The sequence below is a fragment of the Paraglaciecola sp. genome (assembly GCF_030730205.1).
Classification (GTDB): domain Bacteria; phylum Pseudomonadota; class Gammaproteobacteria; order Enterobacterales; family Alteromonadaceae; genus Paraglaciecola.
This window is the reverse complement of the sequence record NZ_JANQVQ010000226.1, coordinates 21,009-37,942: the sequence shown is the minus strand read 5'-3', so window position 1 is coordinate 37,942 and position 16,934 is coordinate 21,009. Positions and strand designations below refer to the sequence as shown.

Annotated in this window: 9 protein-coding genes; 1 reads left to right on the top strand and 8 read right to left on the bottom strand. The window is 43.3% G+C overall.

Features of this window, described 5'->3' with window-relative positions; genetic code table 11:
• Positions 1 to 257 precede the first annotated feature (257 nt).
• The gene (locus NWQ57_RS15260) at positions 258 to 1,277 is read left to right on the top strand and encodes a LacI family DNA-binding transcriptional regulator (RefSeq protein ID WP_306023021.1); all 1,020 of its coding nucleotides are present in this window, start codon (positions 258 to 260) and stop codon (positions 1,275 to 1,277) included.
• 46 nt (positions 1,278 to 1,323) lie between these two features.
• On the opposite strand, the gene NWQ57_RS15255 is transcribed toward NWQ57_RS15260, so the two are convergent.
• The 8 genes from NWQ57_RS15255 to NWQ57_RS15220 form a co-directional block, all read right to left on the bottom strand.
• The gene (locus NWQ57_RS15255) at positions 1,324 to 3,795 is read right to left on the bottom strand and encodes a GH36-type glycosyl hydrolase domain-containing protein (protein WP_306023020.1); all 2,472 of its coding nucleotides are present in this window, start codon (positions 3,793 to 3,795) and stop codon (positions 1,324 to 1,326) included.
• Positions 3,788 to 5,656: a sodium:solute symporter family protein gene (locus NWQ57_RS15250; protein WP_306023019.1), complete on the bottom strand. Its 1,869-nt coding sequence runs from the start codon at positions 5,654 to 5,656 to the stop codon at positions 3,788 to 3,790. Before NWQ57_RS15250 ends, NWQ57_RS15255 begins: the two co-directional genes overlap by 8 nt.
• Before the next feature lie 571 nt (positions 5,657 to 6,227).
• A complete protein-coding gene (locus tag NWQ57_RS15245; protein ID WP_306023018.1) occupies positions 6,228 to 9,239 on the bottom strand; it encodes a TonB-dependent receptor in 3,012 nt (1,003 codons plus the stop codon).
• 330 nt (positions 9,240 to 9,569) lie between these two features.
• Positions 9,570 to 10,274, bottom strand: coding sequence for a DUF6445 family protein (locus NWQ57_RS15240; RefSeq protein WP_306023017.1), 705 nt, complete (start codon positions 10,272 to 10,274; stop codon positions 9,570 to 9,572).
• Between the two features lie 3 nt (positions 10,275 to 10,277).
• Positions 10,278 to 11,768 (bottom strand): tryptophan halogenase family protein, encoded by a 1,491-nt coding sequence (locus NWQ57_RS15235; protein WP_306023016.1) that lies wholly within the window; start codon positions 11,766 to 11,768, stop codon positions 10,278 to 10,280.
• Positions 11,769 to 11,791: 23 nt separating this feature from the next.
• On the bottom strand, positions 11,792 to 12,835 hold the full coding sequence (locus tag NWQ57_RS15230) for a cupin-like domain-containing protein (protein WP_306023015.1): 1,044 nt from the start codon (positions 12,833 to 12,835) through the stop codon (positions 11,792 to 11,794).
• Between the two features lie 44 nt (positions 12,836 to 12,879).
• Entirely contained in the window at positions 12,880 to 13,605 is a 726-nt protein-coding gene (locus NWQ57_RS15225; RefSeq protein ID WP_306023014.1) for a SapC family protein, read from the bottom strand.
• A gap of 157 nt (positions 13,606 to 13,762) precedes the next feature.
• Positions 13,763 to 16,843, bottom strand: coding sequence for a TonB-dependent receptor (locus NWQ57_RS15220; RefSeq protein WP_306023013.1), 3,081 nt, complete (start codon positions 16,841 to 16,843; stop codon positions 13,763 to 13,765).
• Positions 16,844 to 16,934: the final 91 nt, after the last annotated feature.

Below are 16,934 nucleotides of genomic sequence, written 5' to 3'. Positions count from 1 at the left end.
TTTTTTTTGCTTCTACACCCCATTTTCTGTTATCAATATTTAAGAAAACGTTTTTTTGTAAATTTTATTTATGAATTATGTTTTTAAGCAATGTGGCTCAATTGACGCTGTTTTAGCGTGAAGTACTGCAAGTAAATAAATACACAAAAAGAAGCGTAGTGTATTGAAAAAAATTGATAATATTTAGGTGTTTAGCTAGCTGAAAACGATTTACATGTTAAGCTTTAGCTACGTTAGTAAAATTAAGCGAATTATTTGTGGCAACTGTAGGTATTAAAGATATTGCAGCCCTTGCAAAAGTCTCTCCCGCAACCGTTTCTAGGGTACTTAGCTCGCCAGAGCTCGTATCAAAAAAAACCTTGAATAAGGTTAAAAAGATAGTAGATGAAATGGGCTATCGACCTAATCGCATTGGTGCCAGTTTGCGAACCCGTAAAAGCGGCAATATTGTGGCAATTATTCCTGATATTACTAATCCTGTGAATGCTGGGATTATACGGGCTATCGAGCAGGGCGCACAAAGTGCTGGTTATTCTATTTTGCTCGGTGATACCCAAGGTTTGATCGAGCGTGAACGCCACTACGCTGACCTCGTGAGCTCTGGACAAGCCGACGGAATTTTGCTTTTTGGTTCTCGCATGCCATTTAAGATTGATCCAAATTTGCCTTTGCTTGAGCAGATTCCGCCTATGGTCAACGCGAACGAAAGCATGAATAACGATGAAATTGTGCAAGTTGCAGTCGATAACGTTGCGGCGGCTAGTGCAGCGGTTAATTACCTAATCTCGCAAGGTCATCAACGGATTGCGGCAATAACTGGCCCTATAGATGTACCAAGTTCAAATGAACGTTTAGAAGGTTATATCCTTGCATTACAAAACGCTGGAATTGAGGTGGATAGTAACCTGCAAATTCGGGGTGATTATACGGTTGTATCTGGGGTGAGTAGTGCGGAGCAATTATTGTTACTACGTCAACGTCCTACCGCGATCTTTTGCTTCAATGATGAGATGGCAATTGGGGTAATGAAGTTATTAAAAAAACAAGGCTTTATGATCCCAGAAGATATCTCAGTGATGGGCTTTGACGACATTCATTATGCTGAGTTTGTCACGCCGGCGCTGACCACGGTGCACCAACCATTAAAGGAAATAGGCACGACGTGTATCAATTTATTGTTAGAGCAGTTGCGCGGTAATAAAGTCAAGCCGGGTAAACAGTTTTTGCCTTTTGAACTTAAGGTGAGAGCCAGTACAGGGCCCGCACCTCGTCCTTAATAGAGTCAAGCCGCCGGCAAACAGAGGCGTGATTGTGCCGGCGTTCTCAAGCAAGTGATGTGAGTTCAGCGATAATGTGATGACGGTTGGGATACCGTTTAAAATCAACTAAATTGCCCTCGATAGCATGATCATCAATCGTCAGCTTTATATGGCCTTTACTCAGCCCTAGCGGATTACGCAGCTCAATTTGATAGTGTGCACCGCGAAACTCACGGCTTATCGATACGGTTTTCCATGTAGGTAATATGCACGGGTCAATCAATAATCCATCGTAATCGGGCCTGATGCCCAGAATATATTGTGTGGCGGCGTAGTAGTTCCACGCTGCAGTTCCGGTTAACCACGAGTTTTTTGCCTCACCAGGGTGGGCTGAATCTTTACCTGCAATCATTTGGCTATATACATAAGGCTCAGTCTTGTGCAGGTTTTGCACGTCTTGCAAATAAGCGGGAGTTATTTTGCTGAAATATTCATAAGCTTTTTCACCTCGACCTAACATGGCCTCAGCAATCGTGATCCAAGGATTGTTATGGCAAAAAATACCGGCGTTTTCTTTATAACCGGGCGGATAAGAGCTGATTTCACCCAAATATTTGCTGTAACGACTAAACGCGGGTTGGTTTAGCATGATGCCATAATCGGTAACCAGATGTTGTTCGACTGCTTGCATAGCCTGAAGCGGTTTACCTTGCGCTAGGCCGATACCTGCCATGGCACAAAAGCCTTGTGACTCAATAAATATTTTGCCCTCAGTGCATTCGTGACTGCCAATTTTATTACCCAGCGCATCATAGGCACGCAGATACCATTGACCATCCCAACCATATTGCTCAACGCTAAGACGCATTTTCTCAACATGGCCTAAGCACTTGGCTGCCAGTTCGTCTTTACCGATGCGCTGACACAAATTAACAAACTCTTGGCCATAAAGCACAAATTGGCCAGCAATCATCACAGATTCTGCCACATCTGACGCGCCGCGCTGAGTGGTTTGGAAAGACTCATTAGGATCTTCGGAAAAACAATTGAGATTAAGGCAGTCATTCCAATCTGCACGACCGATAAGTGGTAATCCGTGCGGGCCCAGATTGTTGATCACATGATTAAAAGCGCGTTCTAGATGATCAAAATGGTTATGGGTGGCAAGGGCTTGGCCGTCATAAATTACTAATTCATCCAGAATACTAAAGTCGCCAGTTTCCTTAATATAATTAGCCGTTGATAGCACCATCCACATCGGATCATCGTTAAAGTTACCGCCGATATTGGCATTACCTTTTTTGGTTAAGGGTTGGTACTGGTGGTAGGCAGAGCCATCTGCTTTTTGCGTGGCAGATAAATCTAAAATACGTTCTTTGACCTTTTCAGGTACCATGTGTGCAAAGCCTATAGTGTCTTGATTTGAATCCCTAAAGCCCATGCCTCGACCAATGCCAGACTCATAAAAAGACGCGCTGCGTGACAAGTTAAACGTCACCATGTTTTGGTACTGGTTCCAAATATTTAACGAGCGATTAAAGCGTTCATCTGGTGAATTGACCGTCATTTTATTGAGTAGTGTGTGCCAATAATCGGCCAGTTTTTTTAATTCACTGGCGACTTTTTCTGGACTATCAAATTGTTGTTGTAATTGCTGTGCAGGTGCTTTGTTAATGATATTTGGCGCTTGCCATTTATGCGCCGACTCGACCTCACAATAGCCTAAAACAAAAATCAGCGTTTTACTTTCCCCTGCCGCAAGTTCACACTTTATATGGTGTGAGGCAATGGGTGACCAACCTCTTGCGATGGAGTTTTGCATCTCGGCCTTTTCGACAGCTATTGGGCGTTCAAAGCCGCGATAGGGCCCTAAAAACGTTTCTCGATCAGTCTCAAAGCCTGCAATCGGCTGATTGACCGAATAAAAGGCATAATGATCTCTGCGTTCACGGTATTCAGTTTTGTGATAAATCGTACTGCCTTCAACTTCCACTTCACCGGTTGACAGATTACGTTGAAAATTAGTTCCGTCGTCTTCGGCATTCCATAAACACCATTCGATAAAAGAAAACAAGTCGATATTTTTGCCGCTATCACTTTGATTCGTAAGGGTCAAACTGTGGACTTCAGCTTTGGTATTAAGGGGGATAAACGTGGTCAACTCAGTAGCAATGTCATTTTTACGTGCGTAAAAACGGCTGTATCCCATGCCGTGATGACAGCGATATTCATCAAGCTCTGTATGCATGGGGCGGCCAGAGACCGACCATTGCTGTCCATCACAATTAATATAAAAATAACGTCCACCGTTGTCTATCGGCACACTGTTATAACGATAACGGGTTAGGCGACGAAACTTAGGGTCTCGATAAAAGCAGTAACCACCGGCAGTATTTGATATCAAGCCATAAAAACCATCATTGCCAAGGTAGTTGATCCAAGGTGTGGGGGTAAATGGACTGGTTATCACATATTCGAGATGTTGATCATCGAAATAGCCAAAGTGTTGTTCGTTACTTTTATCTTGATTAAGCATTATTTGTAGTCTCTTGTGGAAGCTTGTCGTACCAATTGCGTTTTAATATCCAAGCACAAATGATGAATATGCTGAGTGTCCATAGGCTTGACCAGCCTTCTTTAATCACCGCAAAAATAGGTAAGGCAACCAAACACGTTTGCGCGACTACCCCTATGACGATATTGAACATGTCTCGCTTAAAATCCCCGTTTGCGGCAAAGTTAGGATCGTCTAACTTAACTGCTAGACGAATGGGCCCCCAAAATCCCCAAGGGTTTACGTTTTTATAAAAGCGTTTTAATAAGGCTTCATCCTCTGGCGGGGTCAGTAAACTGACCCCAATACAGACGGCGCCAGTTATCAGCAGGATCAGTGGGAAGGCATATAGCGCAACCATTTCTCGTGGGACACTAAAGGCAGAGTCGGGAATAAAAGCAATCACAATAAAGCACACTAAACCGGCCAGCATGCTAGTAAAATAGCCATAGCCATTTAACCGCCACCAATGCCACTTCAGAACATTCGCAATAGCATAACCAGCCCAAAGACCAGACACTAAAAGTTGCAATATACTATTGATGCTTTCGATATACAGACCAATCACGGTGCTGAGTACCACTACTAGAATCGACACAAGGTAACTGGTATGAATCAACGTTTTGGTATTGGCTTTAGGGTTAATGTAACGCTTGTAAACATCGTTGACTAAATAAGCAGGTACCGCGTTAACAGTTGATGCAAAAGTAGACATAAAAGCGGCGATTAGGCCGGCTAAAACTAAGCCCATAATACCTACAGGGGCAAATTCTAAAATCGCACTCGGTAAAATGTTTTCGAAGTCTAATTGCCCACCTGACATCAAATCTAGTTTTTGGTAGTAAACCACTGCCAAAACCGTAAAACCTGCAATCATAAAGTAGCGGATCGGCATCAAAATAATCGACACAAAACCGCTCATTAGTGCGCCTTCACGGGGGGATTTAGTGGCAAGGATTTTTTGCATATCGTAGTTAGGCATTGGACCTGCGGCACTTTTAAAAATACCGTTAAATAAGGTCATCATCACAAAAATACTAAAGAGCGAGAAACCGTCAGACAGAATTTTGTCATTTACTTCTGCGAAAATGCCTTGCCAATCTAAATTTAAGTTCCAACCAAAGAAGGGATCCATCCAGCCAGCGGGTACGGCTGCTTGAAGGGTTTCTGGTGACACTTGTATCATGGCAACCACACCAATAAACAAGGCAGAGAAGGTCATGATGGAAAACTGCAAAACGTCGGCCCATACTATGCTCATCATGCCACCTAAAATGACGTATAGCGTGGCGATAGACGTAAAAACGATGCCATAGAAATGGGGTACATAGGCCGCTGAAATCGTAAAGGGGAGGTAGGGTGAGACGTTTTCCCACGGAATAAAAATTTCAATGAATTTACCAATACCGACGAAACCATAGGCTAGAAAGCCAAGTGCACCAATTACCGCAAAGGCAATCACCACCATGTGAGATAATTTGCCACTGCGGCCATCACCAAAGCGCGTTCGCATCCATTCCGCGCCAGTCAGAACGTTAGACCGACGTAACCACATCGAAAGATAGACGGCCAGAAATACTTGGTTAAAAACCGGCCATAACCAAGGGATCCATATACTCTTCATGCCGTACACAAAACACAAGGTCACCAACCACATTGTGCCTGAGATATCGAACATGCCTGAGGCATTAGACAAACCCAACAAGTACCACGGCAGCTTTTTACCGCCGACAAAATAGTCGTCCATACTTTGGGCTGCACGTTTTTTTAAATAAAAACCAATGCCTATAATTGCCGCTAAATAAGCCACAATAATAATAAGGTCAACTAAGGCTATCTTCATTTGTTCTTTCCAAGATTGTTAGATACGTAGTCATTACTCAAGGTGTGAATGCTGGCCAATTGCGCAAGGAATTCTTACTCCAGTTGCTCGCGGGCACTATCATAGTCGGTAATGACTTCATAACAACACTGACAAATTTTCTGCAGTAAAATAAAGTATTTTGAAAACGTTTTCAATTTTAATTGTAATTATTTTGTAAATTATCAGTGGTGATTTAGAATTTTTAGTAAAGTATCACTGTTTTTTATCGAGCGCTATTTTCGTTGAGCATCAAAATAACTCTCTTTTGTCTCTTTAAGTTTCTGATTTATTTGGTTTAAATTTTTTCTTAATCTTTTTACAATAATAGGACGAGTTGTTGATGTTCTTTATTATCAAAGAGAGAGGATTTACTCCCTAACAAGAATACAAATCAGTAAACAGGAAACGTTTTCATTTTAATGAGGCTTGAATAAGTGGGCTGTGAAGCGATAGTGGAACATCGGTTTTTGTCGCAGAAACGTGAAGCGCAAGCTAAAGAAAAAAGGTCGCAGTAACACTGCGACCTTCAAGCTAAAAGTAACGAGGATAGTTAGAAGGTGTAACGTGCACCTAATTGATAACGGGCGCCTAAATCATATAAATCCCATACTTGACGTTCTGAACGGCCATGACTTCGACTGTTTTCTTCGCTTAAGTTCAGACCTTCAAATGACACCGAAAGCTGCTCGTTAACTTGATAACTAATTGTAAAATCTAGCTGAGCGTAAGCCTCAACGTAACGGGGGTTTCTTGAGCCTCCACGAGAGGTTTCTGCCAAATATTCATCACGCCAGTTGTAAGCAAGGCGAGTTTGAATATTGTCATTTTCATACATCAGTACGATGTTAGCAGTGTCACTTAAGCCCGTTAAAGCAAATTGTGATACTGCTGGGCTGCCTGTATCGTCAAAACCGATATCACCGTTGACGGTAGTGTAGTTGGCTGCGATGCCAAAACCTGTGTCGGCAAAGAAGTGTTGAGCGGCTAACTCAAAACCGTAAATTTGTGCTTCTTTGTTGTTTACTGGCTTACTGGTTAAAAACACCATTTCTGGATCATCTGCATTGGGGACGACGTCGTAATCAGCAGCTATTTGCTCACCGAAGGTAATGCCTGGCTCATAGTCAGCAATTCCACCTGGAAAATCTTGCGGGTTATCGATGATCACGGTCATTACAAATAAAGAGGTTTCATCTACTGCATAACCTGCTGCTTCAAGTGCAGCCGCTGCTGCTTGGGCTCGAGGGCCTGCGGTTACATCTCTTAAACCAAAATGAGGCTCTTCAACTTGCTCGGTACCAATAAAGTTTTTAACCCGTTTTTCGTAAAAGCCCAGTGATACATAGCTGGTATCAGCAAAATAGTATTCAACTGATAAATCAAAGTTACTTGATTGCAAAGGCACGAGAGCAGGATTAGAAGCCGTAGCGACTGCAGAGCCACCGGTCGAGGCAGGCCCATTAGTGCTGATACCGGTTACGGCTGTTCTGAGCTGATCATAGTTAGCTCTTGCAATGGTTTGACTAAAAGAAGCTCTGGCTTTTAATTCATCAGTGATTGAAATATCAAAATCTAAACTCGGTAACAAATGATCGTAAGAAGTACCGCCTTTGATGGCTGTAATATTATCAGACAAGCGATAGAAATAATCGTTGTTGTCTAACCACTCTATTTGACTGACTTGTAATGAGAACGAGGTAGAGTCAACATCGGTTGTTTCATAGCGAACACCTGCTAAAAAATTAGTTGGCATATCACCAAGTTCACCTTTTAAAGACACTTGCAAATAAAGGGCGGTAGTATCTTCTTTTACCCGATGGTTTTCACTAAAGTTAGGGTTATAGCTATAATCATGACCGTATTCCTGCGCGGCCCAATCAGCAAGCTCAACCACATTCGAGGTCCAGCCAAATTGGTTTGAACCCGATGTATCATAGTCATCAAATTCTGCCATGATGTTGTAGGGCTGCAATAAACCTTCAGGTACATCCATCGGGTTAGACACGCCCCAATCGCCTAAGGGCATATAGTTTTCTGAATACTTTTGATTGGTTTCCATGGTTCTGGTTTCGACACCAAAATCAAAGCGACCATCATCAAACTCTAGACTTCCGTCTAATTTAAATTGTTTGATATCAGTGGTTTGTGAGTTCCAAAAAGAGCGCATTATTTGACTCCCAATGTCACCAACATCATCTACACCATTGCCATTACCCTTGATACTGTCATTGTTTACTTGGGTTAAAATGGGTAAGTCGCCCTCAAAATTGTAGGTGTTGTACAAACCAATCGGCGTTGCTGTCGCAACGGTTAAGGTCCCCCCCCATTTGCCGCCATCAGGTAAACTTTCCATTGAAGAGTCATGTGCATCTAAGCTAAAAGACAGGTTATCTGTTGCTTGATATTCGAGATTAATACCCAACGACTTTAGCTCATTTGACTGTTTGTAAAGGGTCGCATCGCTGTTGTGATCTTTCGTGCCCCCTACTGCCTCTGATATTACCACCGCGGTCGCTACCGCTTGGTTTGTGTCGAAGGTGACATTGTCAGTGGTGCGGGTAAACCATGAATTTTTAGAGTGTTTTTCTTGGGTTATATCGTTTTTAGCATAGGTGTAATCTACCGTGGCTGTGATGTTATCGCTAGGTGCCCATTGCAGGGTCAACTGAGCATTGTCGCGAGTACGCTGGGTGTCCCAAGTGTTATAAGAGACGTTATTGGGCATGCCAAACAATTGACCTTCAGCTGGTGCATTTGTCACTGTACCCGTATCACTCATGGCGATAGCACCTTCCTCTCCTAATGGGATCCAAGGGCTCACACGCCAGTCGTTCATGAGTAAACCCGTTGAACCGCTATCACGTTGTTGGTGACTTACTGTCAAGCCCACACCCCAAGTGGATTCATCATTGGTGAAGCTGAATATACCGGATACCTCGGGCGTGACATCGTTGCCCGTGCGGTTAGTAGTATCAACAATCCCTTTGCCACCAACACTGGCTTGAAAGCCTTCTTTGTCTAGGGGTTTTGCCGTTAAAATATTGATGGTGGCGCCAATGCCGCCAGTGGCAATATTGGCTTTACTGGTTTTATACACTTCAACAGCGCGAACACTTTCTGAGGCTAAATTGGCAAAATCGAATGCACGGCCTGTTCCTTGAAAACCACCATCGCCATCACCGAAGGCACTCGCCGCTGGCATCATTCGGCCATTTAGGGTGATCATGTTTTTGTCTGCGCCGAAACCTCTGACAGTAACTTGTGATCCTTCACCATTGCTGCGGCTGATAGACACACCAGTAATACGTTGTAGAGATTCTGCAAGGTTTGTGTCAGGAAATTTACCAATGTCCTCGGCGGAAATGGCATCGACCACACCCGAAGACTCGCGTTTGGTAAACATTGATTCTTGCATACTTGAACGCATACCACGGACTTGGATTACTTCGGTATCTTCTGTGCTTACTTCTTGTGCCAAGGCAGGCATAACAGTCCCTGTACCAAGTAATAATGCGATGCTTTGCGTAAGCAATGATTTGCTAAAACGGTTTGGTTTTTTCATATAAATGTGTCCCTGTTATTTTGTTTTACAGTTGATAAAACGAAGCAAATGGCATCTTAGAGCTGATGGGGGATGAAGCTATTTTTACCTTTCCCACTTCGTCAGCGAAAAAAACAGCCCATATAAAAGCTCACGATTTATTTGCGTCTACCTCAAGACGAATGGCAGTTACATTTCCACAACATTAATTTCACATTTTCTAAGTTTATTTTTTAAGTGAGTCAGAAAGACGTTTTACGGGATGCTATTGAAAAGCAAGTGGGGGAGAGGGGATTTAAAAAGAATGCTAACTCGGGCTCAGCTTACAGAAAAGCTTCCACGGAAGATGAATCAAATACAATCGATAAAGCTACTGATCGTTAATCTGCCATCGAGTAAATTAAGCGGCGGCTTAAAATCGCTAGGAATAGCACCAGAGTGTAAGGTGTTTCGACGATATACAATTATTCGATTATAGATTCCGCGTTGTTGCTCAATGCACGTAAAAAGAGGGGTGTCACCATTAATATAACCGTCTTTCATTTTTGGCATGTTGGGGCCATCGTTCTCATTTTCTAAGGAGCTAAAATAGGCTGTTTTTCTGCTCTCATCGATGCTTTCAAAGCCTGTTTTACGATGACGATAAAAAGATGTACCGCCTTGCTCGCCATGAAATAAATAATGTACGGCGGCAAGACCGTGTTTATTCAGAGAATCAAAGTGAGGAATACGTTGTAACAACTTAAGTTGAGTGGGCGGGGTGGTAACAACCGAATAATGACAAACCGACAAACTAAGTATCTCACTGGGTAGTTGAAAAACATCCACCAATGTGGGTGTCAAACAAGCAAGTAAGCACTGTTGATAGGCGAGGGGAGCTTCGGCTCTGTGGCCTGGATAATAGGGCGAGTTTTGGCTAAAGTCCCGAAAACCCGCCTCCTGAATCAAGGCCTCAGGCTCAGCTATAAAATTGTCTACTACCAATAATGGTAAGGCCTCATCACCAATAGTATGTTTGGTGATGATCATATTGTCGCTCGGTGTAAGTTGTTGCATCACTTAGTTGCTCGCTTTGCAATAGCGTTCAATAAAGTCCTGATGCATAGGCAATGATTCAGCAACGCTTTTCATGCCGGTACGCATAGAGTTCAAAAATTGATTGAGCTCGTTATCAGACATGGTTTTTACAATATGGTGATAAGAGTCAGGAATAAGTCCTTGGCCTAACATCACTTGAGTCCAAGAGTCGACTCTGAATAATTCGTTGGGTTCTTGGTAGGTGTAAGCATTACGCTTAAACAGCTCAATACGATGTTTAAGTGAGTCAGGTACTTCCATGTTTTTGCAATAACGCCAAAATGCACTGTCTTCTCGCTGAGTGACTTTGTAATGCAAAATAATAAAGTCGCGAATTTTCTCTAACTCTTCACTGGTTTCTCGATTGTATTCTTCCACTAGGACAGGGTTGATGCCTTCATATGGAAATAATTTCATCAAGCGTATGATGCCCATCATAACTAAATGAATTGAAGTAGACTCAAGAGGCTCGACAAATCCACTGGCAAGCCCTAAAGCAATACAGTTTTTGTTCCAATGTTTGCGGCGCTTTCCGGTTCTAAATTTTATTTGCAAAGGCTCTGTTAAGGTTTGTCCTTCAATATTGTCAAGTAGGCGCAGGCGTGCAGCATCATCAGATAGATACTTGCTACAATAAACAATGCCATTACCCACGCGATGTTGCAGTGGTATACGCCATTGCCATCCACTGTCATGGGCGATGGCTCTGGTATAGGGCGGCGCGGGACTAACAGAAGCTGTTTGGACGGCCAACGCACTGTCGCACGGTAACCAGTGTGACCAATCTTCATAACCCGTGTTGAGGGTTTGTTCAATTAACAGGCCTCTAAAACCGCTGCAGTCAATAAATAGATCTCCTTCGATCAAGGCGCCACTATCTAATTGCAAGCCGGTGATAAATCCACTGCCGTTAGTCGCTTGATTGACTTGGACTATTTTACCTTCAACTCGTTTAACTTGGCGTGCTTCGCTAAATTCTCTTAAAAACGAGGCATAACGACTGGCCTCAAGATGGTAGGCAAAATTAATTTTTGATTTGTCGGAGGTCGCAAAACGGCCCATTTTAGCTGCTTGCAATTCAATACAATAATCACCGTACTCTGCATCGTGACCCTGTTGTTTACCATGCAGCCAAAAATGCACGAATTCAGCTAAATAACTGCTTTTGCCGGTTACCCCAAATGAATGGATATATTTCTGGTCGATATTCCCCCAGTTTTCAAATGAGATCCCTAATTTGAATGTCGAGGAGGTTGCGCGCATAAAGTCTTGTTCGTTAATACCTAATAACTTATGGAATGTGCGCATTGGCGGGATCGTGGCTTCGCCCACGCCTATCGTGCTAATTTGATCAGACTCAATCAAGGTAATGTCTACAGTGCCGGCAAGCTGTTTTGCCATAGCAGCAGCGGCAATCCAACCTGCGGTGCCGCCTCCTGCAATAATCACTCGTTTTTTTTGTGCTTGATTCAAGCTTAACTCCTGAAATATTTTGCTTATCGATTTAACTGGTTAAGCAGTTGTGCTCTTAAACGCCGGGCTGTTAATGGCTCAATCTTACCCAACACGCCTTGGGCAGCTTCGGGCAAATGACTGGCTGCATGATTGGCATCGGCAAAAATGTAATAATCAAAAATTGCTTTCCAAGCCTTTTTTTCATGGGCAGGGCAATCTCTAATACTCAGTAGTGCATGGGTAAGTGCATCGTTGGCTTGTCCGCGGTAAATGGGGCTGGTATTCCACCAATAATTAACGAGCACGTTAAAGGTGCTGAGTGCTTCGACTTGATGCCACCACATACTTGGTAGAAATAGGGCGTCGCCAGGTTCAAGCTCGGCAATTTGGCCCACTTCGATGGCCTCGGCAAACCGCGGGTATTTGTCAAAATCGGGCCGGTTAAAATCCACCATGCTGATCACTTGGCCACCGGGTGTGGGCTCAAGTGGGCCAGGGTACAAGTTATTAATTTGCTCAGGTGGAAATAAGGTGAAGCGGCGTTTTCCGGCCACGCAACACGCAATGTTACTTTGTGCATCAAAATGGCAGGAAACTAAGGTTTTATTACCAATCCAGATACTAGCGATTAAATCAGCGTCTTTTGCACTTAAAGATAAAAACGCGTCTTCATGAAAGTCGAGGGTGTTTTCTGCTTTTAAGCTAGGAAAATGCCAATCAATGCGCTTAGAAGCCACGTATAATGAAGTGGGCTTATCTTGTGTTTTATTCATTAAAATGGCGTCTAACATCTCATCGAGTTGAGATTTCTTATTAGAAAAATTTAACTGAGTTACCGATTCATCATAGGCAAAGCGGCCGTTAATCTCTGGCTCGCCCACATAAACCCCCGTAGGTTTGCCATTGTAATGGGATTTCAAATACGCTATTACGGTCTCATCAGACTCAAGGCCTTTTTTCACTAAAGGCCAGTGTGTGACTAACCCTTTTAAAATAACAGGTTCAGTTCGACAGGTGAGTTCAGCCTTTATCTGGTTGACATCGTGGGCATCAATAACTGGGGTCATTCGTGTGATAGTGTTCATTGGTCTCGATTACAAATAATAGTGTGCAAAACTTAAGGTTAAATTCATTTATTATTTTTGATGGCTATCAATTTTTTAACATTGTTAAGTGAGCTCGCAATAAAAAAAGCGGCCTTGAGATAGGAACTTTGGTTTAAAGCCTGCAATTGCTCGCCACTCAATGCAGCCAATTTTTCTGTGCTAATCGTATAATTACCATGCAGTTTATGCTGTTCACCGTTATTGAGGGTTATGTCTAGCTCAACAGGCTCAATCAAATCCATTTCAGTAAAGGCCGTAAGCATATTCTCAGTCTCTGTCATGCCATGGTAAATCGTCAGCAGTAAGGAATTAATGTGCTCTAGGTAAGGGCTGTTACCACCGTGCTCAAGAAATACCGGGATCCCCGCTTCTTTGTCAATTTTGGGGCTTTGCATATCAACGTGTACCACTGGTGCTTGATCTGATCCACCTCGATTAGATTGATCTTGAAAGCCAATCAAAAAGGGCCCCTTGGCCATCACCGCCGGGATAACTTCAGCCTGCCAAGTATGATTTGCTGAGTTCAAAAATAAATTTTCATCTTTATTAAACCCGAGCATGGCAACCAATTGAAAGCGATGAGTGGCCGGATCTTTTCTAAAAAATAAGGGATAAACTCGTTGCATGGCTTCTAATTCTGTCGAGAACGTCAGCGCAGTGTTCACATTATCGCCAAATTCTGCTTTAAATAATGGGCTGACTTTTAAGTCGTGATGGCTCACGTTATCAAGTAGTACATGTTGCGCCATGGTTGTTATCATTCCTTAACTATTTTTTGCTCGCTGTTATGCATTTTTAGCACTTCAAGCACAGAGAAGCTTAAATTAAAACGGATAAAAAAGCCGCTGACGTCAGCGGCTTCTACTATTTTTAACACATTGTTAAATTAGAGTTAAACACTAATTTTTAAAAGGTGTAACGGGCACCAACTTGATAACGCGCGCCTAAATCATACAAATCCCAGATTTGACGCTCTGAACGTGCATGGCTGCGGCTGTCTTCACCCGTTAAGTTCAAACCTTCGAATGATACCGTTAACTGCTCGCTTACTTCGTAGCTTACGTTGAAGTCAATTTGTGAATAGGCCTCAACAAAACGTGGGTTTCTTGAACTACCACGTGATGTTTCAGCGAGGTACTCATCACGCCAGTTATAAGCTAAACGTGCTTGGATACCATCTTTTTCATACATCAATACGACGTTGGCGGTATCACTTAAACCGGTTAACGCAAACTGTGACACACTTGGGCTACCCGTCACGTCAAAACCAATATCCCCATTTACGGTGGTGTAGTTAGCCGCTAAACCAAACCCTGTATCACCAAAGAAATGTTGGCCTGCAATTTCAAAACCATAAATATTTGCGTCTTTATTGTTCACCGGTTTGCTGGTTAAGAACAAGGTCTGTGGATCAGTAGAGTTAGGAATGACATCGTAATCAGCTGCGATTTGCTCACCAAAAGAAATGCCAGGTACATAGTCAGCTGCGCCACCCGGGAAAGCATCTGGGTTATCAATAATAACCGTCATAACAAAAAGAGATGTTTCGTCAACAGCGTAACCGCCTTCAACTAAAGCGTCTCTGGCTGCTAAGGCACGAGGACCATTAGTGACATCGCGTAAATCAAAGTGATTTTCGTCTACTTGCTCTGTGCCAATAAAGTTTTTAACTCGCTTATCGTAAAAACCTATAGATACGTAGCTAGTATCATCAAAGTAATACTCAGCCGAGAGGTCGAAGTTACTAGAGTGCAAAGGTACCAACAGTGGGTTAGAGGCATTCCCTGTGGGTGAACCACCGGTTAACGTGGGTCCATTCGTACCAAGGCCTGTTACCGCTGTTCTAAGCTGGTCGTAATTAGCGCGAGCAATAGTTTGGCTAAATGACGCACGGGCTTTTAATTCGTCAGTTAGCGTAATATCAAAATCTAAACTAGGAAGAAGATGATCATAACTGTTTTTCGCCGCTAAAGCTGTCGCTTCGGTAGAACGAGTGGTGTTAAAGTCGTTGTTATCCAACCAGTTGATGGCGGTTGGAACCAAAACAAACGAAGTGGATTTAGAATCAGTGGTTTCATAGCGCACACCGGCTAAAAAGTTCACTGGCATGCCACCGAGTTCAGATTGCAGCGCGACCTGTACATAAATGGCACTGGTGTCTTCTTCAACTTTGTGGTTCTCACTGAAATTAGGGTTGTAGCTGTAATCGTGACCGTATTCTTGTGCAGCCCAATCAGCTAAAGCATAGATATCGCCCGCTGTTTTTGCACGCCAGCCGAATTGATCAGAGCCAGAAGTGTCATAATCTTCGAACTCGGCCATGATATTAAATTCTTCAAGCAATCCGTCTGGTACATCACGCGGATTACTGACGCCCCAATCACCTAAGGCCATGTAGTTTTCAGACCAGTGCTGGTTCATCTCAGAGGAGCGAGTTTCGACACCAAAGTCAAAACGACCTTCATCAAACTCAATGCTGCCGTCTAGTTTGATCTGGGTAATATCATTTGCTTGCGAGGAGTAATAGCTGCGCATAACTTGGCTACCCACATCGCCAACATCAGCAACACCGTTATTGTTTCCTTTTTCAGAGTCATTGATAATCAAATCAATGCCAGGCAATTTGGTGCTAAAATCGAGTGTTTGATAGAAACCAATTGGGGTTGCGGTCGCCATTTGTAAGCTACTACCACCGAAAGCCGCGTCAGGATTACTCTCCATAGACGAGTCGTGGGCATCCAATACTAATTTGAAGCTATCGTTAACATGATACTCAAGATTAATACCCAAAGATTTTAGGGTGTTGGTTTGCTCGTTGATTTGAGCATCGCTGTTGTTATCTTTCGTACCGATGCGCACTGGGTTGCCATTGGCGTCGAGTACTGGTTCACCGTTGGCATCAGTTTTGATACCACTGACATCTTCAGAAATTAGAATAGCCGTAGCAACCGACTGGTCAGTGTCAAAAACAACCTTGTCAGAGGTCCTGTTGAACCACATGTTTTTAGAATTGACAGTGTTTGCAATATTGTTTTTGGCGTAGGTGTAGTCAACAGTAGCAGTAAAGTCTTCGCTAGGCGCAAATTGCAGCGTCAGTTGAGCGTTGTCACGCACCCGTTGAGTATCAATAATGTTGTATGAAGCATTATTTGGCATCGCAAATAACTGACCTGCAGCAGGCGCATTGGTTACCGTAGCGGTATCCGTTAATGCAATAGCGCCAGGCTGTCCAATAGGAATCCATTCACTCACACGCCAGTCGTTTTCTAAAAACGCGGTGGAGCCACTGTCACGTTCTTGATGGCTAACCGTCAGGCCAACGCCCCACGTCGCATCGTCATTGGCATAACTGATGATACCAGATATTTCAGGGGTAATGTCTGAGCCAGTGCGGTTAGTCGTGTCACTGACTGCTTTTGCCCCAATACTTGCTTTAAAGCCTTCACCTTGAGAGAGGGGTTTGGCGGTAATGACGTTGATCGTTGCACCTATACCACCTGTGGCAATGTTAGCCTTACTGGTTTTGTATACTTCAACTGCGCGAATACTTTCAGAGGCTAAGTTGGCAAAATCAAAGGCCCTTGACGTCCCTTGGTTGCCAGCAAAAGCACTGGCCGCTGGCATTGTACGACCATTGAGGGTAATCATGTTTTTGTCAGCACCAAAACCGCGCACCGTGACTTGTGAGCCTTCGCCATTTTCACGGCTGATTGAAACACCCGTTATACGTTGTAAAGATTCTGCAAGGTTAGTATCAGGGAATTTACCGATATCTTCTGCTGAAATAGCATCAACTACCCCAGCTGATTCACGCTTAACGCTCATTGATTCTTGCATACTTGAGCGTAATCCACGTACTTGAATTACCTCTGTATCATCAGAGATGGGCGCTTCTTGTGCCAAAAGAGGCGTCATCACTGACGCACCGAGCATTAAACTGATGCTTTTGGCAAGTAGCGTTTTATTAAATTTATTATTTGAGTTCATAGTGTAGTGGCCTTTTGTGTTCCTGTTTATTGAATCAAAATAGAATCGCTTACAAAATAGTTCGTCAGTCCAATGAATATGTTTCTGTAAA

Coding starts and splice junctions, on each gene's coding strand:
- NWQ57_RS15255 (WP_306023020.1), bottom strand. CDS start 3,795: ATGCTTAATCAAGATAAAAGTAACGAACAACACTTTGGCTATTTCGAT.
- NWQ57_RS15250 (WP_306023019.1), bottom strand. CDS start 5,656: ATGAAGATAGCCTTAGTTGACCTTATTATTATTGTGGCTTATTTAGCG.
- NWQ57_RS15245 (WP_306023018.1), bottom strand. CDS start 9,239: ATGAAAAAACCAAACCGTTTTAGCAAATCATTGCTTACGCAAAGCATC.
- NWQ57_RS15240 (WP_306023017.1), bottom strand. CDS start 10,274: ATGCAACAACTTACACCGAGCGACAATATGATCATCACCAAACATACT.
- NWQ57_RS15230 (WP_306023015.1), bottom strand. CDS start 12,835: ATGAACACTATCACACGAATGACCCCAGTTATTGATGCCCACGATGTC.
- NWQ57_RS15225 (WP_306023014.1), bottom strand. CDS start 13,605: ATGGCGCAACATGTACTACTTGATAACGTGAGCCATCACGACTTAAAA.
- NWQ57_RS15220 (WP_306023013.1), bottom strand. CDS start 16,843: ATGAACTCAAATAATAAATTTAATAAAACGCTACTTGCCAAAAGCATC.